Source organism: Escherichia sp. UTM R2, assembly GCF_048593455.1.
GTDB classification, from domain to species: domain Bacteria; phylum Pseudomonadota; class Gammaproteobacteria; order Enterobacterales; family Enterobacteriaceae; genus Escherichia; species Escherichia coli.
In genome coordinates this window covers 1447330-1465640 of sequence record NZ_JBFWDY010000002.1, presented here as the reverse complement: position 1 = coordinate 1465640, position 18311 = coordinate 1447330, and the positions used below count along the sequence as shown (strand labels likewise).

The window sequence follows — 18311 nt, the reverse complement described above, 5'->3', positions numbered from 1 at the left end:
ACCGGATTTTCAACGAATTCTCACGACAGAAAATTCTCTTCGGACTGGGGGTAGTGTCGGATGCACCGCGAAGGCGGCTTATCCGACCTACGTTCTTATATGCCCAGGGGCAATCCCACAATCCTTAACTCAACGCAGTACCATCAACAGTGCCAGCACCACGACCGCACCGATGCTCATGGATGCCACATACCAGCGCAGATAGCCGTTCTCACTTAACAGCAGACCTTTACCTGCAAAGCGGGAAAGGACAGCCGGGATGTTCATCATTGAGTTCAGCGGATCGCGTTTCAGCAACCAGGCAATACCCAGGAACGGCTTGACGAACACTTTGTCATACAGCCAGTCAAATCCCCAGGCGTTGTACCACCAGGTGCCCAGCAGACGGCCCGGCGCACTGTTGGCGATGGAGGTCACCAGAGTACGTTTACCCAGCCACAGCCAGGCTGCCAGCAGAATGCCGACCACCGCGACCACGCCAGAGGTAATTTCCAGGGTCAACATGCTGCCGTGCGCCAGTTCCGTCGTTTGCGGAAGCACGCCCTGCAGCGGCGGTACAATCAGTGCGCCAACGAAGGTGGAAAGGATCAGCAGCACAATCAGCGGCAGGCTGTGAGTTACCCCTTTCACGGCGTGAGCGTGAATTTGTTCTTTTCCGTGGAAGACGATGAAAATCATACGGAAGGTGTAGAGCGAGGTCATAAACGCACCGACCAGACCTGCCACCATCAGATTGATATGACCATTCGCCATCGCACCCGCGAGGATCTCATCCTTACTGAAGAAGCCCGCAGTGACCAGCGGTAGTGCCGACAGTGCTGCGCCGCCCACCAGGAAGCAGAGATAAACCAGCGGAATAGATTTACGCAGACCGCCCATCTTGAAGATGTTCTGTTCGTGATGGCAGGCCAGAATGACGGAACCGGATGCCAGGAACAGCAGCGCTTTAAAGAACGCGTGAGTCATCAAGTGGAAAATCGCCGCATCCCATGCCTGCACGCCAAGCGCGAGGAACATGTAGCCAATCTGGCTCATGGTAGAGTAAGCGAGAACACGTTTGATGTCGGTCTGTACCAGCGCGGCAAAACCGGCCAGCAGCAGCGTAACCGCCCCGACAATACCCACCAGATGCAGAACTTCCGGCGTCATCAGGAACAGGCCGTGGGTACGGGCGATCAGGTAGACACCCGCGGTTACCATCGTTGCGGCGTGGATCAGCGCGGAGACAGGCGTCGGGCCCGCCATCGCGTCAGCAAGCCATGTCTGCAACGGCAACTGCGCAGATTTACCGACCGCACCGCCCAGCAGCATCAGCGTCGCCCACATCAGCATGTTATTGCCGTCAGCAAAGTGCGCTGGTGCCAGTTCCACCATTTCGCGGAAGTTCAGGGTGCCCAGTTCGTTGTAAAGAATGAACAGTGCGAAAGCGAGGAAAACGTCACCCACACGGGTCACGACGAACGCTTTCATTGCCGCTGCGCCATTCTTCGGATCGGTGTAATAGAAACCGATCAGCAGATAGGAGCACAGGCCCACGCCTTCCCAGCCGAGGTACATCAGCAGCAGGTTATCGGCGAGAACCAGAACTACCATGCTGGCGATGAACAGGTTGGTGTAGGCGAAGAAGCGAGAGTAGCCCTCTTCACCGCGCATGTACCAGGAGGCGTACATGTGAATAAGGAAACCCACACCAGTGACCACCGAGAGCATGGTCAGCGACAGGCCGTCCAGCACCAGGTTAAAACCGATGTTAAAGTCGCCTACCGACATCCACGTCCACAGCGGCTGGCTGTATGACTGCTCGCCGTTAGCGAAGAAATCAACGCCGATAAAGGCGGTTACCAGCGCCGCCAGGCCCACAGAGCCAACGCCGACGATCGCCGAAACGTTTTCAGACCAGCGCCCACGGGAGAACGCCAGCAGGACGAAGCCAATCAATGGCAAAATAATGGTTAAGGCAAGCATGTTCATCCGCGCATCTCACTTACTGAATCGATGTTCAGGTTCTGGCGACGACGGTGAAGTTGCAGCAGCAGCGCAAGGCCGATACTCGCTTCTGCCGCCGCGAGGCTGATGGCGAGAATGTACATCACCTGACCGTCGGTCTGACCCCAGTAGCTTCCGGCGACCACAAAGGCCAGCGCGGAGGCGTTAATCATGATTTCCAGACCAATCAGCATAAACAGCAGATTGCGACGGATAACCAGACCGGTTAAGCCAAGAACGAATAAGATTGCCGCGAGGATCAGTCCATGTTGTAAGGGGATCATGCGTGCTCCTCCGTTTTTCTTTTCGCGCTGTCGTCTTTACGATTGCTCAGCACTTCACCCGCACGCTCTTCACGACCGACGTGGAAGGCCACAACCAGACCCGCGAGCAGCAGCATAGAAGCCAGTTCCACCGCCAGTACGTAAGGCCCGAACAGCGTAATACCCACTGCTTTAGCACTGATTGGCGTACCGTCGATACCCTGATCATTAACACCAAGGATGGCGTAAACAATCACCACCAGCATGATGGCCGACAAAATTGCCGGACCAATCCACACCTGCGGTTTCAGCCACTGGCGTTCCTGTTCGATTTCTGAACCGCCCAGGTTGAGCATCATCACTACGAACACGAACAGCACCATAATGGCACCCGCGTAGACGATAATTTCCAGCGCACCGGCGAAGTAAGCGCCCAGTGAGAAGAACACCCCAGAAATCGCCAGCAGCGAAATAATCAGGTACAGCAGTGCGTGTACCGGATTGGTATGGGTGATCACTCGCAAGGTCGCAAGTATGGCTATCAGGCCACAGATATAAAAAGCGAACTCCATTGCCCCTCTCCTTACGGTAACAGGCTCTTGACGTCGATAGGCTTGGCTTCGTTCTCTGCTTCGCCCTTATCTTTGCCGTCGATTGCCATACCTGCCATCCGGTAGAAGTTATATTCCGGGTATTTGCCCGGACCGGAGATCAGCAGATCCTCTTTCTCGTAAACCAGATCCTGGCGCTTGTATTCCCCCATTTCGAAATCCGGGGTTAACTGAATCGCCGTGGTCGGACAGGCTTCTTCGCACAGACCACAGAAAATGCAGCGCGAGAAGTTGATACGGAAAAATTCCGGATACCAGCGACCGTCTTTGGTTTCTGCTTTTTGCAGCGAGATACAGCCGACCGGGCAGGCTACCGCACAGAGGTTACAGGCTACGCAACGCTCTTCGCCGTCCGGGTCGCGGGTCAGAACGATACGACCACGATAACGGGGCGGCAGATAGACCGGCTCTTCCGGGTACATTCGCGTTTCGCGTTTGGCGAACGCGTGCAGGCCGATCATCCAGATACTACGAACCTGGGTGCCGAAACCTACTAACAATTCTTTTAAGGTCATGGTCTTATTGCCCCTTATTGCGCCTGCCAGAGAATGACAGCCGCCGTTACCAGCAAGTTGATCAGCGTCAGCGGCAGGCAGATTTTCCAGCCGAAGGACATTACCTGGTCATAACGCGGACGCGGTAACGACGCACGAATCAAAATGAACATCATCATAAAGAACGCGGTTTTCAGCGCGAACCAGATGAATGGCGGTAACAACGGGCCTTGCCAGCCACCGAAGAACAGCGTCACCATCAATGCAGAGATGGTCACAATCCCGATGTACTCACCCACGAAGAACAGACCGAACTTCATACCGGAATATTCAATGTGGTAACCATCCGCCAGTTCCTGCTCGGCTTCCGGCTGGTCAAACGGGTGACGGTGACATACCGCCACGCCCGCGATGGCAAAGGTAATAAAACCAAAGAATTGCGGGATAACGTTCCACACATGCGCCTGGCTGTTGACGATGTCGGTCATGTTGAATGAACCGGCCTGCGCCACCACGCCCATCAGGGAAAGCCCGAGGAACACTTCGTAGCTCAGGGTCTGCGCAGAAGCACGCATCGCACCCAGCAACGAGTATTTGTTGTTACTTGACCAGCCCGCAAACAGCACCGCGTAAACCGCCAGACCTGCCATCATCAGGAAGAACAAAATCCCGATGTTCAGGTCGGCAACCACCCAACCCGGACTGACTGGCACAATCGCAAAGGCCAGCAGCAGCGAGGTAAAGGCAATCATCGGTGCCAGGGTAAAGATGACGCGATCCGAGAATTTCGGGATCCAGTCTTCTTTAAAGAACATTTTGATCATGTCCGCAACCAGCTGGAGCGAACCGCCCCAGCCAACACGGTTAGGTCCGTAACGGTTCTGGAACAGACCCAGCAGGCGACGTTCGCCAAAGCTCATGAATGCCCCACAGGTGACAACCACCAGCAGGATCACCACCGCTTTGAGGATGGTCAGCAGGATCTCAATCAGTTCCGGTGATATCCAACTCATTGTTGTGCCTCCTTGAGATCCTCAAGATGCGCGCCAGCCAGCACCGGAGCAATGCCGGACATACCCATCGGCAAGCCCACCTGCCCTGCCGTCAGCCCTTCAGCGATTTCAACCGGCAGCGTGACCGTGTTGCCATCGTAACTAAAGGAGACGTGTGTACCTGCGTTCACACCTAACTTCGCGGCATCCGCTGGGTTGAGTTTGATGTACGGCTGCGGCATACGGCTCTGGAAGACCGGAGCACGCTGTGACAATTCATCGCTGCCAAACAGGTGGTAATACGGCGCGATACGCCATTTCCCGTCCTGCGGCTGGAAGCGTGCCGGTACGCTGGTGAAGTAATCCAGACCATTTTCGCTGGTTTCAAACAGACGCACGCCCGGATCGCCAAAGCGCAGTTTGCCGCCCACTTCGTCCTGGAATTTGTTCCACGCCTGCGGGGAGTTCCAGCCCGGCGCCCAGGCAAACGGCACTTGCGAACGGTGCGCAGTCGGCTGGTTGTTACCTTCCATCGAGAAGGTGAACATGGTGTCAATATCCTGCGGCTGACGCGGCTCATGAACGCTGATATTGGCGCGCATGGCGGTACGACCGCTGTAACGGTGCGGTTCACGGGCCAGTTTCTGCCCACGAATACGGAATGTCGCATCCGGCGCAGCATCTTTGATACCTGCCAGTTCCGGGATTTTCGCCACAACAGCGTCAATCACATGGTCGAGCTGCGTCCAGTCCACTTCACGGCTCAGCAGGGTGCTGTGCAGCGAGTGTAACCAGCGCCAGCTTTCCAGCATGACAGTTTTGCTGTCGTAATAAGCAGGATCGTAAACCTGGAAGAAACGTTGGGCGCGGCCTTCGTTGTTGATCACCGTACCGTCGCTTTCAGCAAAGCTGGCAGCAGAAAGTACCAGATGGGCGTTTTCCATAATCGCTGTGCGTTGATGATCAACCACCATCACCAGCGGTGCTTTAGCCAGCGCAGCATTCACGCGGATAGCAGAAGCGTGACGATGCAGATCGTTTTCCAACACCACCACCGCGTCGGCGCGTCCGGTTTCCAGTTCGGTTAACGCTTCTTCAAGCGAACCGCCACCCATAATGCCCAGCCCCATGCTGTTGACGGAACGGGCAATCATGGTGATACCGACGTCAGCGCCGCGACCTTTCAGGGCTTTCGCGACGTTAGCCGCCGCCTGAATCACCTCTAAGCTACCGGCGTTCGTCCCGGAGATAATCAACGGTTTCTTCGCACCTGCCAGTGCCTGCACGATGACGTCGATTTTGCTTTGCAGCTCAGGTTCGATACCGTCAACCGCTGGTGCAGAGTTATCCAGCGCATGGGCGATGGCAAAACCTAAACGCGCCTGATCTTCAACCGGTGCGCGGTAAGTCCACGCCGCGATATCATCCAGACGGGTGTCATCAACGTTGGTAACAAACAGCGGATGCTTCGCACGTTGACCGATGTTGAGGATTGCCGCAATCTGCCAGTCAGCCACTTTCTGTGCTGCCGCCATTTCGCGCGCTTTACCTTTCACAGCCTGACGCACTGCCAGCGCGACGCGCGCGCCGGTCTGGGTAACGTCTTCGCCCAGCACCAGTACCGCATCGTAAGATTCGATTTCGCGCAGAGCCGGAGTATAAATGCCGCCTTCACGCAGCACTTTCAGCGCCAGTTGCAGACGTTCCTGCTCACCGTGAGCGATACCGGTGTAGAAGTTTTCTTCGCCCACCAGTTCACGCAGCGCAAAGTTGCTTTCCACGCTGGCACGCGGAGAACCAATACCGATCACTTTCTTCGACTGACGCAGAATATCTGCCGCGCCCTGCATTGCCTGTTCGGCGTTGAGGGTAATGAAATCATCGCCACGACGCTGTACTGGCTGACGCGGACGATCCTTCAGGTTGACGTAACCGTAACCGAAACGACCACGGTCGCAGAGGAAGTAGTGGTTTACCGTACCGTTGTAACGGTTTTCGATACGACGCAGTTCGCCGTAACGTTCACCGGGGCTGATGTTACAGCCGATGGAACATTGCTGGCAGATGCTCGGCGCAAACTGCATATCCCATTTACGGTTGTAACGCTCGGAGTGCGTTTTGTCGGTAAATACGCCGGTCGGGCAAATTTCGACCAGGTTACCGGAAAATTCGCTTTCCAGCGTGCCGTCTTCCGGGCGACCGAAGTAGACGTTGTCGTGCGCACCGTAAACGCCCAGATCTGTACCGTCAGCGTAATCTTTGTAGTAACGCACACAGCGGTAGCAGGCGATGCAGCGGTTCATTTCGTGAGAGATGAATGGCCCCAAATCCTGATTACGGTGGGTACGTTTGGTGAAACGGTAGCGACGGAAGCTGTGTCCGGTCATCACAGTCATATCCTGAAGATGGCAGTTACCGCCCTCTTCACATACCGGACAGTCGTGCGGGTGGTTGGTCATCAACCACTCGACCACGCTTTCACGGAACTGTTTCGCTTCTTCGTCGTCAATGGAAATAAAGGTGCCATCGGAAGCCGGTGTCATACAGGACATCACCAGGCGACCACGCGTGTCTTCCGCGTTTTGGTATTGCTTCACCGCACACTGGCGGCAAGCACCGACACTTCCCAGCGCCGGATGCCAGCAAAAGTAAGGAATATCAAGGCCCAGAGACAGACAAGCTTCCAGCAGGTTGTCCGCTCCGTTGACCTCGTATTCTTTGCCGTCTACATGAATTGTAGCCATTAGCATGCTTCCAGTTTTCTCAGTCAGAGACTGAGCGTTAATCGAAATTCGGTTACCAGCGCTCTTTCAGCAGGTTCGGCTGAATCCCATTAATCAAATGGGTATTGCTGAACGGCTGTTTGATTCCCGCCTCAAATTCTTCGCGGAAATATTTGATGGCGCTCTGTAACGGCTCCACTGCACCAGGTGCGTGGGCACAGAAAGTTTTACCCGGGCCTAAGAATCGACACAGTTGCTCAAGTGTTTCGATATCGCCCGGCTGACCTTCACCACGCTCCAGCGCACGCAGAATTTTCACGCTCCACGGCAGACCGTCGCGGCACGGCGTACACCAGCCGCAGGACTCACGGGCGAAAAACTCTTCCAGGTTACGCACCAGCGACACCATGTTGATCTCATGGTCAACCGCCATCGCCAGCGCCGTACCCAGACGGCTGCCCGCTTTACCGATACTTTCGAATTCCATCGGCAGATCAAGGTGCGCTTCGGTCAGGAAGTCAGTCCCCGCGCCGCCTGGCTGCCAGGCTTTAAATTTCAGACCATCACGCATACCACCGGCGTAATCTTCGAGGATCTCGCGTGCGGTGGTGCCGAACGGCAGTTCCCACAGTCCCGGATTTTTCACCCGACCGGAGAAGCCCATCAGCTTGGTGCCAGCATCTTTACTTTTCGAGATGTTCTGATACCACTCCACGCCGTTAGCGAGGATCGCCGGAACGTTACACAGGGTTTCGACGTTGTTGACACAGGTCGGTTTACCCCATGCGCCGGAGGTTGCCGGGAAGGGTGGCTTCGAGCGTGGGTTAGCACGACGTCCTTCCAGGGAGTTGATTAACGCTGTTTCTTCCCCGCAGATGTAGCGCCCTGCCCCGGTATGGACGAACAGTTCGAAATCGAAACCTGTTCCCATAATGTTTTTGCCAAGCAGACCCGCTTCGGTGGCTTCGGCAATGGCACGGCGCAGATTAACTGCCGCTTCGATATATTCGCCACGCAGGAAGATGTAGCCACGGTAAGCTTTCAGCGCAAACGCGGAGATGAGCATACCTTCCACCAGCAGGTGCGGCAGTTGCTCCATCAACAGGCGGTCTTTATAGGTGCCCGGCTCCATTTCATCGGCATTACACAGCAGGTAACGGATGTTCATGGATTCGTCTTTCGGCATCAGGCTCCATTTCAGGCCAGTCGAGAAGCCCGCGCCGCCGCGCCCTTTCAGACCAGCGTCTTTTACCTGATTAACGATTTCGTCCGGAGACAGCCCGGTCAGCGCCTTACGCGCGCCTTCGTAACCGTTTTTGCTGCGGTATTCGTCCAGCCACACTGGCTGTTTGTCATCGCGCAGACGCCAGGTCAGCGGATGCGTTTCGGGAGTACGGATAATGTTTTTCATTTATACCGCTCCAGCAGTTCAGGGATCGCTTCCGGGGTCAGATGCGCGTGAGTGTCCTCATCGATCATCATGTTTGGCCCTTTATCACAGTTCCCCAGGCAGCAAGTTGGCAGCAGCGTAAAGCGGCCATCAAATGTCGTTTGCCCTGGTTTGATGTTCAGCTTTTTCTCGAGCGCCGCCTGAATACCCTGATAACCGTTGATATGACAGACCACGCTGTCACAATAACGGATCACATGGCGACCAACCGGCTGGCGGAAGATCTGACTGTAGAACGTTGCCACACCTTCGACGTCGCTTGCCGGAATACCCAGCACATCGGCGATCGCGTGGATCGCACCATCCGGCACCCAGCCACGCTGCTTCTGAACGATTTTCAGCGCTTCAATGGACGCCGCACGCGGGTCTTCGTAGTGGTGCATCTCGTGCTCGATCGCTTCACGCTCTGCCGCACTCAGCTCAAAAGCCTCGGTTTGTGGTTGTTGATTCTCGTGCATAATTAGCGGTCCACATCTGACATAACAAAATCGATACTGCCCAGATAAACAATCAGGTCAGACACCAGGCTGCCGCGGATCGCCGCCGGAATTTGCTGCAAATGCGCAAAGCTCGGGGTACGAACACGGGTGCGGTAACTCATGGTGCTGCCGTCGCTGGTCAGGTAGTAACTGTTGATCCCTTTGGTCGCCTCAATCATCTGGAAAGATTCATTGGCAGGCATCACCGGACCCCACGACACTTGCAGGAAGTGGGTGATCAGGGTTTCGATATGTTGCAGCGTGCGCTCTTTCGGCGGCGGCGTGGTCAGCGGGTGATCCGCTTTGAACGGGCCTTCCGGCATGTTGTTGAGGCACTGCTCAAGAATGCGCAGACTCTGGCGCAGCTCTTCCACTTTAAGCATTACGCGGGTGTAGCAGTCAGAAACGCCACCACCCACCGGGATTTCAAAGTCGAAGTTTTCATAGCCAGAATAAGGACGCGCCTTACGCACGTCGAAGTCGATCCCGGTAGCACGCAGGCCCGCGCCAGTGGTGCCCCACTCCAGCGCCTCTTTCGCGCCATAGGCGGCAACGCCCTGGGAACGACCTTTCAGAATGGTGTTTTGCAGCGCCGCTTTCTCGTAAGACGCCAGACGTTTCGGCATCCAGTCGAGGAACTCACGCAGCAGGCGATCCCAGCCGCGCGGCAGGTCGTGCGCTACGCCGCCAATACGGAACCACGCCGGGTGCATACGAAAACCAGTGATTGCTTCCACCAGATCGTAAATTTTCTGACGATCGGTAAAGGCGAAGAACACTGGCGTCATTGCGCCGACGTCCTGAATAAAGGTCGAGATATACAGCAGGTGACTGTTGATGCGGAACAGTTCGGAGAGCATAACGCGAATGACGTTAACGCGATCCGGCACGGTGATCCCGGCCAGTTTCTCTACCGCCAGCACGTAAGGCATTTCGTTAACGCAGCCGCCGAGGTATTCGATACGGTCAGTATACGGAATGTAGCTGTGCCAGGACTGGCGTTCGCCCATTTTCTCCGCACCACGGTGGTGGTAACCGATGTCTGGTACGCAGTCGACAATCTCTTCGCCATCGAGTTGCAAAACGATACGGAAAGCCCCGTGCGCCGACGGGTGGTTCGGACCGAGGTTGAGGAACATGAAGTCCTCGTTTTCGGTGCCGCGCTTCATCCCCCACTCTTCCGGTTTGAAGGTCAGGGCTTCCATCTCCAGATCCTGTTTGGCTTTGGTCAGCTCAAACGGCGAGAATTCGGTAGCGCGCGCCGGATAATCTTTACGCAGCGGGTGACCTTTCCAGGTTTGCGGCATCATGATGCGTCGCAGGTTCGGGTGACCGTCGAAAGTAATGCCAAACAGATCCCAGGTTTCACGCTCATACCAGTTAGCGTTCGGGAACAGTTTGGTGAAGGTCGGTACGTGCAGGTCGTTTTCTGCCAGCGCCACCTTCAGCATGATGTCGCGGTTACGATCGATAGAAATCAGATGGTAGAAAACGGAAAAATCCGCGGCAGGTAACCCTTCGCGGTGTGTGCGCAGACGTTCGTCCATGCCGTGTAAGTCAAACAGCATGACGTAAGGTTTCGGCAGTTTCTTTAAGAAATCGCCAACTTCCAGTAATTGTTCACGCTTGATCCACACAACGGGAACCCCGGTGCGAGTCGCCTGAACAGTAAAGGCATCCGGCCCAAAACGGTTGCGCAGTTCGCCAATCACCGGATCATCAAGATGATCGCGGGTCTGCCAGGCGGGTTCTTGCGCGGTTAAGTCGGTCATATTGTTCACCATTGCAAATGGTCCGTGGTGACTGTCGGCGCAGTAAGCTTCGCGAAATAGATTTAGGAATAAGCGAAGAAAAATCCCTTTGCCGACAGGCGCAAATTAAATCTCGTCAGGTGTACGCAGGTTAGTTACGGCAATGCGTTCACCGCGCTTGCGTTCGCGCTCTGATTGCATATTGGCGCGATAAACGCCCTGATCGCCAACCACCCAGGAGAGCGGACGACGTTCTTTGCCGATAGATTCCTGCAACAGCATCAGTGCCTGCATGTACGCTTCAGGACGCGGCGGGCAGCCCGGGATATATACATCAACCGGGATGAATTTATCGACGCCCTGCACAACGGAATAAATATCGTACATACCACCAGAGTTGGCACAGGCACCCATTGAGATAACCCATTTTGGTTCCAGCATCTGGTCATACAGACGCTGAATAACCGGTGCCATTTTGGTAAAGCAGGTTCCTGCAACCACCATCAGGTCAGCCTGACGCGGCGAAGCACGCAATACTTCTGCGCCAAAACGCGCCACGTCATGCACCGCGGTAAACGAAGTCACCATCTCAACGTAACAGCAGGAAAGACCGAAGTTATACGGCCAAATTGAGTTTTTACGACCCCAGTTAACCATGTCATTGAGCTTGCCCATAAACACGTTTTTGTTAACTTCTTGCTCCAGAGGGTCGGTTACGATCTCCTGCTTTTGCAGGGGGTAACGGTCGTTCTCACCGTTGGGATCTATGCGGGTGAGCGTATAATCCATCTTAATGCCTCGCGGTTAGCGTTGACGATTAGCGATACTGTTCGTTTCCGGGTTCATACGCTCGCGGCGTGAACGCGCGGGCGTCCAGTCCAGCGCGCCAATACGCACCAGATAAACCAGACCTGCCAGTAACACAAAAATAAAAATTGCAGCTTCCACAAAGCCTACCCAGCCGCTTTCGCGGATAGAGGTTGACCATGCGAACAGATACAGCGCTTCAACGTCGAAGATAACGAAGAACATGGCCACCAGATAAAACTTGGCGGACAGGCGTAAGCGGGCGGAGCCGACCGAGTCGATACCGGATTCAAACGGCACGTTTTTCGACCTCGCGCGTGCGCGACCGCCTAAAAACCAACCGCCTACCAGCATCAGGCAACACAGGCCAATGGCAACGATAAGAAAGATAGCGAATGCCCAGTGATGAGCGATGACTTCAGTGGATGTTGACATACTCATTGCTTACTCATCAAAAGTAGCGCCAGATTCACTGCTCTTCACGGCAGATGGACGCCACATCGATTCATGGGGAGGAATAAAAAAAACCTTACAATCACTGTAGAAATTCTTTTATACAGCTAATTGATGTGGTTTTTTACTCCTTTCTATAACCTTTTGTCAACTTTAACAAAAGTTTCTTCACATTAGTTTACATAATATCAACACCATTAGCATTTAATGCCCTTTCACCCCAGATCCTTGACGACTCCAGGATAATTAGATGTTGTTGAATCGTGTCCGTTGTGAAGCAATGGAAAAAATACGGGTCTATTTTGACAGGAATTTGTGTCGATTCCTCCCCCCAAAAGAGAGTATTTTCTTGATCTGTGACACGCTTTTGTCATTCCATAACAAAAACGCAGCAACAAATTTACGTATTTTTTAACATCATTGTAGCAGGTGATTTTTTTCAGGCGATTATTTGTGCGTTCGGGACGTGAATCTCTGGTGGTTGAAAAATGAACAGTTTTGTACGTTCTGCACTATGCGATGAAGGATTTTTACTAAAAAAAAGCCGCTGGGGTTTAAAACACCCCCAGCGGCTCGTTTTTTACACTATTGTCTCAGGAATTATCTATCGTCCGTCGATTACTCGATATCCCTTTCAATCAACAATGAATCATCCCCTTCCGGAGCAGACATTGGGCTGTATTGCCACGGATTATGGTAGCTCTCCATCGCCTGATAGATCACCTGGGCCAGCTCATTATTACTGGACGGATCATAGCACAGCAAATATTCGGTATCAGGTAGCGGCGGTAAGCCATCTACTCCACTCAGCACACGCAGGTCCGGGCTCATCATCTCAACCGGCCTTGCCGTCACGCCAAGACCGGCTTTCACTGCCGCACGAACGGCCGGAAGCGTCGAGGCGACATAAGCCAGTCGCCATGGAATATCTGCTTTATTAAGCGTCGCCAGCACCATATCGCGAAACGGGCTAGGATCATCCAGCAATACAAGAGGGATCGGCTCGCCTTTTTGCAATATGTATTCCGCTGCGCAGTACCAGTGTGTTGGCGAGGTACGCAGGTTCAATGCCTTAAACGCTGAAGGACGATGGGTGGTTACCATCAAATCCACTTCCTGGGATTCCAGCATTTCTGCCATATAGGCATTACGTTTAACGCGGACATCCAGCGCTAATTTCGGATAAACCGAACTCACGCGATTTAACAGGAAAGGTAAGATCGTATCGGCAGATTCATCTGAAGCACCGATAGTTAATACGCCCTGAAGATTACTGAACATTAATGATGAGCAGGCCTCATCATTAAAACGCAGGATTTTCCTGGCGTAACCAAGAAGTTGAATGCCATGTTCAGTTAACAGTTTGTTGCGACCGTGACGAGCGAACAGTTCTTTCCCAACGAGTTGTTCCAGACGCTGCATTTGCTGACTTACGGCGGACTGAGTACGACACACAGCGGCAGCTGCGGCAGCAAAAGTGTTCAGATCGGCAACAGCAACAAATGTTCTCAGCAGATCGAGGTCGAGGTTAATTATCGGACGATTTGCACTTATCATATATTATCACTTACTGGCGGCTCATACTGAGCTGGTTAATGCTGTGCACACACAAACAAGCAATTCCATTTGTAATGTGCCTCCCTGGCAGTTTCATCCGGAACCCGGACGAAAGTAAAAATGCATATGAGTTGCACTAAAAAAGCGACTCACATTGTTCCGTTATAATGCCTGAAGTAGATCACAGAATATATCTTCAGGGATCGCATATCTATTAAGTTACTCACTCTTTTCTATTTATGACATGCGCGTGTTTGTATAAATGTAAATGTGAGTCCTTGTTCCACTCTCGTGCAGCATCGCTGGTCATACGCGAACACGTACAAACAGCAATGGTGAGGCGGCATCAAGAGCAGGGATCCGTCATTTATGCGAGCATTTTACCCCAAAAACCTTTTATTTATAAGGGTCATTGCGAATTATCTGATGCAAAGTTATGTTATGTTAGGCAAAGTAATCTTCTATTATTAATAAGCACATCAAAACCTTTTTGAATATTAAATAATAATTAATTAGCATCATCCTCATTCATTAATTCCGCTTAACAATAGTTTCACACCTTGCCCCCATTACGACACCTCGGAAATCATCACGCTGTTAAACTCTCCGTAATGCGGAAATATCATCATCGCGTTTCATTAGTGAATTCTTAAATGAGGCATTTTCACACAATTATCTTACAGATAAAAAAACCAGACTTACAATTAAGAATCAGAACAATTCACTATATAACATTGCATGTAAAGCATATACACCTCATTATTTTGTCATTATTAAGTTATTAACAGCACAATCGAGCCTTCCCCTCTGGCAAAATCTTATTCTGCAGACCTTCAAAACACCGTCCTGGGGGAGTACATTGTTCTAAGCTGACTTCCACGGCAGGGAGTGGCGATAACAGCAAAAAAGGTCAAGATTCATGTCCCCCATTGAAAAATCCAGCAAATTAGAGAATGTCTGTTATGACATCCGTGGTCCGGTGCTGAAAGAAGCAAAACGCCTGGAAGAAGAAGGTAACAAGGTACTGAAACTGAACATCGGCAACCCAGCCCCGTTCGGTTTTGACGCGCCAGATGAAATCCTCGTTGACGTGATACGCAACCTGCCTACCGCTCAAGGGTATTGCGATTCCAAAGGTCTTTACTCCGCGCGTAAAGCCATCATGCAGCACTACCAGGCTCGTGGCATGCGTGATGTTACCGTGGAAGATATTTACATCGGCAATGGTGTATCGGAGCTTATCGTTCAGGCAATGCAGGCATTGCTGAACAGCGGGGACGAAATGTTGGTTCCTGCACCAGATTACCCACTATGGACCGCGGCGGTTTCGCTTTCCAGCGGTAAAGCGGTGCATTATCTTTGCGATGAATCCTCTGACTGGTTCCCGGACCTCGATGATATTCGCGCTAAAATTACGCCTCGTACGCGTGGGATCGTTATTATCAACCCAAATAACCCAACCGGCGCGGTATATTCCAAAGAGCTTTTAATGGAGATTGTGGAGATTGCACGTCAGCATAATCTCATTATCTTCGCCGATGAAATTTATGACAAAATTCTCTACGACGACGCTGAGCATCACTCAATTGCACCGCTGGCACCTGACCTGCTGACCATTACCTTTAACGGACTGTCGAAAACGTACCGCGTTGCAGGCTTCCGTCAGGGGTGGATGGTGTTGAACGGGCCGAAAAAACACGCCAAAGGCTACATCGAAGGTCTGGAAATGCTGGCTTCAATGCGCCTGTGTGCTAACGTTCCTGCGCAACACGCCATTCAGACCGCGCTAGGTGGTTATCAGAGCATCAGTGAATTTATTACCCCTGGCGGTCGTCTTTATGAGCAGCGTAACCGCGCGTGGGAACTGATCAACGATATTCCGGGCGTTTCCTGCGTGAAACCTCGTGGTGCGCTGTATATGTTCCCGAAAATCGACGCCAAACGCTTTAACATTCACGACGATCAGAAAATGGTGCTGGATTTCCTGTTGCAGGAAAAAGTTCTGTTGGTGCAAGGGACGGCATTCAACTGGCCGTGGCCGGATCACTTCCGCATTGTCACGCTACCGCGTGTCGATGATATCGAGCTGTCTTTGAGCAAGTTCGCGCGTTTCCTTTCTGGTTATCATCAGCTGTAATCTTAATTTCACTGCCGGAGATTGCATCCGGCAGCGTTATCCCGCCACAATGACCTGATGATGTCATCATACGTAAGGTCACTATGAAACAGAGCCATTTTTTTGCCCATCTCTCCCGCCTGAAACTCATTAACCGCTGGCCGCTCATGCGCAACGTGCGGACGGAAAATGTGTCCGAACACAGTTTGCAGGTAGCGATGGTCGCCCATGCGCTGGCAGCTATCAAAAATCGAAAATTTGGCGGTAATGTCAACGCCGAACGTATCGCTTTACTGGCGATGTACCACGATGCCTCAGAAGTGCTCACCGGCGATCTCCCTACTCCGGTGAAATACTTCAATTCGCAAATCGCTCAGGAGTACAAGGCTATTGAAAAAATCGCTCAGCAAAAACTGGTCGATATGGTTCCGGAAGAGCTGCGGGATATCTTTGCGCCGTTAATTGACGAGCATGCATATAGCGATGAAGAAAAATCGCTGGTGAAACAGGCAGATGCACTGTGTGCATATCTGAAATGTCTGGAAGAACTCGCGGCCGGAAATAATGAATTCTTGCTGGCAAAAACGCGACTGGAAGCGACGCTTGAAGCGCGTCGCAGCCAGGAGATGGACTACTTCATGGAAGTATTTGTTCCCAGCTTCCATCTTTCGCTCGATGAGATTAGCCAGGATTCACCGCTGTAAGCAGCCGGAGTCTGCGTCGCATCAGGCAATAAGCGCCGGATGCGACATCAGGCTCTTGTCAAAACGGAAACAGCATCGGGATCATCACCACACAAACCGCCATCACGATAATGGTGAACGGTACCCCCAACTTCACAAAGTCACTGAAGCTGTAATTTCCCGGACCTAAAACCAGTGTGTTAACAGGTGAAGAAACCGGTGTCATAAAGGCGGCGGATGCTGCCATCGCCACGACCATCGCGAATGGATAAGGCGACACCCCCATCGTTTTGGCAGCAGCCAGCGCAATCGGAGCCATCAACACCGCCGTCGCGGTATTAGAGATAAATAGCCCAATAACCGCCGACAAGACAAACAAACACCCCAGCATCATATGTGGCCCGTAACCACCGCCAATGTCCATCAGCCCTTTCACCGCCAGCGCGACACCTCCCGTTTTCTGTAATGCCACAGCAAACGGCATCATCCCAACGATCAAAATAATGCTCGGCCAGTGAATGGATTTATAGGCGCTTTCAGCATCTATACAGCGGAATTTCCCCATCAGCAGGCAGGCGATGATAGCGGCAACAGGATTAGGAATTTCATCGGTCAGCATTAACGCCACCATTAGCACCAGACAGAAAATGGCATGGGGTGCCTGGCTGTGCGCGGGCGATGCTTCACTCACCTCTTCCGGTAAGTTCAGCGCTACGAAGTCGCGGCCCTGTTTGGCCAGCATACCGATCAGTTTCCAGTTACCCACAACCAGGATGATATCGCCCAGCAGCAGAGGCTCATCCGCCAGCGAACCTTCCAGCGCCACGCCATTGCGCTTTAGCCCCACCACATTCAGTCCGTAGCGGGTACGAAAACCAATTTCGCGCACCGATTTACCAATCAGTTCTGACTCAGGAATTAATGAAATCTCTGCCATGCCCACATCAAGGGCCTGGTCAGAAAAATACTCGCCGCGCAGTACCATCGGCTCCAGCAATTGCTCACTACAAAATTGCCGGAGATCGACATCAGCCGCAGACATATCAATAAGCAAAACGTCACGCGCGCGAAATTCAGAAACCCCATTAACGTTCACGATAACGCGACGAAAACGCCGCCAGCGTTCAACACCGATGACGTTAGCGCCATAACGCTCACGTAATTTGAGATCATCCAGCCGTTGACCAATCATTGGCGATCCGGGGCGAATAGCCAGACGTCGCGCACGCCCGGTCAGTCGATATTCACGGATAAGATCGCGAAAGGTTCGACGCGTCCAGCCTTCGCGCTGCGGGGTCTGGGTATCCCCTTTCAGCATGAAACGCATCACTAACATATACAAAATACCCAGCACCAGCACGACCAGGCCAATAGGTGTTACGCTAAAGAAACTGAAGCCGTGATAGCCTTCACGCAGCAATTCACTGTTGACTACCAGGTTCGGCGGCGTCGCCACCAGCGTCATCATGCCGCTAATCAGCCCGGCAAAACTTAACGGCATCATCAGACGTGACGGCGAAGTTTGCATACGCATGGCAACGCTTAACACCACGGGAATAAAGATAGCGACAACGCCGGTTGAACTCATAAACGCGCCAAGCCCCGCGACGGTCAGCATCAACAAAACCAACATTTTGATTTCACTGTTGCCCGCCACTTTGACCAGCCATGTTCCCATTACGGTGGCAACACCGGTACGGACCAAACCATCGCCAATAATAAACAAGGCGGCAATCAGGACAACGTTAGGATCAGAAAAGCCGGAAAATACTTCGGGGACCGTCAGCGTTCCGCTTAATGCAAACGCGACAATAACAAACAAAGCGACCGCATCCATACGCACTCTGCCCGTCGCAAACAAGACAATGGCAACGGCCAGTAATGAAAGAACCCAAATCAATTCACCGTTCACAACTTATCCTTGTTAATTGAGGGAGATGACTTGA

At 52.7% G+C, this 18311-nt stretch carries 15 protein-coding genes; 2 read left to right on the top strand and 13 right to left on the bottom strand.

Going from position 1 to position 18311, the window contains the following annotated elements; translation table 11 throughout:
* Positions 1-129 precede the first annotated feature (129 nt).
* The 12 genes from nuoL to lrhA form a co-directional block, all read right to left on the bottom strand.
* A complete protein-coding gene (nuoL, locus tag AB4H76_RS07920) occupies positions 130-1971 on the bottom strand; it encodes an NADH-quinone oxidoreductase subunit L (RefSeq protein WP_001056635.1) in 1842 nt (613 codons plus the stop codon).
* Positions 1968-2270, bottom strand: coding sequence for an NADH-quinone oxidoreductase subunit NuoK (gene nuoK / locus AB4H76_RS07915; protein WP_000612644.1), 303 nt, complete (start codon positions 2268-2270; stop codon positions 1968-1970). The genes nuoL and nuoK overlap by 4 nt, the downstream gene beginning before the upstream one ends.
* Positions 2267-2821, bottom strand: coding sequence for an NADH-quinone oxidoreductase subunit J (gene nuoJ, locus AB4H76_RS07910; RefSeq protein WP_000393511.1), 555 nt, complete (start codon positions 2819-2821; stop codon positions 2267-2269). Before nuoJ ends, nuoK begins: the two co-directional genes overlap by 4 nt.
* A gap of 11 nt (positions 2822-2832) precedes the next feature.
* Positions 2833-3375, bottom strand: coding sequence for an NADH-quinone oxidoreductase subunit NuoI (nuoI, locus tag AB4H76_RS07905; protein ID WP_000172749.1), 543 nt, complete (start codon positions 3373-3375; stop codon positions 2833-2835).
* 14 nt (positions 3376-3389) lie between these two features.
* Positions 3390-4367, bottom strand: coding sequence for an NADH-quinone oxidoreductase subunit NuoH (gene nuoH, locus AB4H76_RS07900; protein ID WP_000118507.1), 978 nt, complete (start codon positions 4365-4367; stop codon positions 3390-3392).
* Positions 4364-7090 (bottom strand): NADH-quinone oxidoreductase subunit NuoG, encoded by a 2727-nt coding sequence (gene nuoG, locus AB4H76_RS07895; protein ID WP_000190937.1) that lies wholly within the window; start codon positions 7088-7090, stop codon positions 4364-4366. Before nuoG ends, nuoH begins: the two co-directional genes overlap by 4 nt.
* A 52-nt stretch (positions 7091-7142) precedes the next feature.
* Entirely contained in the window at positions 7143-8480 is a 1338-nt protein-coding gene (gene nuoF / locus AB4H76_RS07890) for an NADH-quinone oxidoreductase subunit NuoF (RefSeq protein ID WP_000789500.1), read from the bottom strand.
* Positions 8477-8977, bottom strand: coding sequence for an NADH-quinone oxidoreductase subunit NuoE (gene nuoE, locus AB4H76_RS07885; RefSeq protein ID WP_000545042.1), 501 nt, complete (start codon positions 8975-8977; stop codon positions 8477-8479). The genes nuoF and nuoE overlap by 4 nt, the downstream gene beginning before the upstream one ends.
* Before the next feature lie 2 nt (positions 8978-8979).
* Entirely contained in the window at positions 8980-10782 is a 1803-nt protein-coding gene (gene nuoC, locus AB4H76_RS07880; protein ID WP_000247879.1) for an NADH-quinone oxidoreductase subunit C/D, read from the bottom strand.
* Between the two features lie 93 nt (positions 10783-10875).
* Positions 10876-11538 (bottom strand): NADH-quinone oxidoreductase subunit NuoB, encoded by a 663-nt coding sequence (gene nuoB / locus AB4H76_RS07875; protein ID WP_000386733.1) that lies wholly within the window; start codon positions 11536-11538, stop codon positions 10876-10878.
* 15 nt (positions 11539-11553) lie between these two features.
* The gene (gene nuoA, locus AB4H76_RS07870) at positions 11554-11997 is read right to left on the bottom strand and encodes an NADH-quinone oxidoreductase subunit NuoA (RefSeq protein ID WP_000062997.1); all 444 of its coding nucleotides are present in this window, start codon (positions 11995-11997) and stop codon (positions 11554-11556) included.
* A gap of 630 nt (positions 11998-12627) precedes the next feature.
* Positions 12628-13566, bottom strand: coding sequence for a transcriptional regulator LrhA (gene lrhA / locus AB4H76_RS07865; RefSeq protein WP_000622280.1), 939 nt, complete (start codon positions 13564-13566; stop codon positions 12628-12630).
* A 919-nt stretch (positions 13567-14485) separates the two neighbouring features.
* Here lrhA and alaA point away from each other — a divergent pair.
* On the top strand, positions 14486-15703 hold the full coding sequence (gene alaA / locus AB4H76_RS07860) for an alanine transaminase AlaA (protein WP_000074527.1): 1218 nt from the start codon (positions 14486-14488) through the stop codon (positions 15701-15703).
* An 83-nt stretch (positions 15704-15786) separates the two neighbouring features.
* The gene (yfbR, locus tag AB4H76_RS07855) at positions 15787-16386 is read left to right on the top strand and encodes a 5'-deoxynucleotidase (RefSeq protein WP_000813860.1); all 600 of its coding nucleotides are present in this window, start codon (positions 15787-15789) and stop codon (positions 16384-16386) included.
* Positions 16387-16444: 58 nt separating this feature from the next.
* Here yfbR and AB4H76_RS07850 read toward each other — a convergent pair whose 3' ends face one another.
* Positions 16445-18277 carry an SLC13 family permease gene (locus AB4H76_RS07850; RefSeq protein WP_001012899.1) on the bottom strand — a complete coding sequence of 611 codons (1833 nt, stop codon included), beginning with the start codon at positions 18275-18277 and terminating at the stop codon, positions 16445-16447.
* Between the last annotated feature and the right edge of the window lie 34 nt (positions 18278-18311).

Bases quoted from the DNA above. Each gene is read 5' to 3' on its own strand.
- nuoJ (WP_000393511.1), bottom strand. From the start codon at position 2,821: ATGGAGTTCGCTTTTTATATCTGTGGCCTGATAGCCATACTTGCGACC.
- nuoI (WP_000172749.1), bottom strand. From the start codon at position 3,375: ATGACCTTAAAAGAATTGTTAGTAGGTTTCGGCACCCAGGTTCGTAGT.
- nuoH (WP_000118507.1), bottom strand. From the start codon at position 4,367: ATGAGTTGGATATCACCGGAACTGATTGAGATCCTGCTGACCATCCTC.
- alaA (WP_000074527.1), top strand. From the start codon at position 14,486: ATGTCCCCCATTGAAAAATCCAGCAAATTAGAGAATGTCTGTTATGAC.
- nuoL (WP_001056635.1), bottom strand. From the start codon at position 1,971: ATGAACATGCTTGCCTTAACCATTATTTTGCCATTGATTGGCTTCGTC.
- nuoC (WP_000247879.1), bottom strand. From the start codon at position 10,782: ATGGTGAACAATATGACCGACTTAACCGCGCAAGAACCCGCCTGGCAG.
- nuoB (WP_000386733.1), bottom strand. From the start codon at position 11,538: ATGGATTATACGCTCACCCGCATAGATCCCAACGGTGAGAACGACCGT.
- lrhA (WP_000622280.1), bottom strand. From the start codon at position 13,566: ATGATAAGTGCAAATCGTCCGATAATTAACCTCGACCTCGATCTGCTG.
- yfbR (WP_000813860.1), top strand. From the start codon at position 15,787: ATGAAACAGAGCCATTTTTTTGCCCATCTCTCCCGCCTGAAACTCATT.
- nuoK (WP_000612644.1), bottom strand. From the start codon at position 2,270: ATGATCCCCTTACAACATGGACTGATCCTCGCGGCAATCTTATTCGTT.
- nuoE (WP_000545042.1), bottom strand. From the start codon at position 8,977: ATGCACGAGAATCAACAACCACAAACCGAGGCTTTTGAGCTGAGTGCG.
- nuoA (WP_000062997.1), bottom strand. From the start codon at position 11,997: ATGAGTATGTCAACATCCACTGAAGTCATCGCTCATCACTGGGCATTC.
- nuoG (WP_000190937.1), bottom strand. From the start codon at position 7,090: ATGGCTACAATTCATGTAGACGGCAAAGAATACGAGGTCAACGGAGCG.
- nuoF (WP_000789500.1), bottom strand. From the start codon at position 8,480: ATGAAAAACATTATCCGTACTCCCGAAACGCATCCGCTGACCTGGCGT.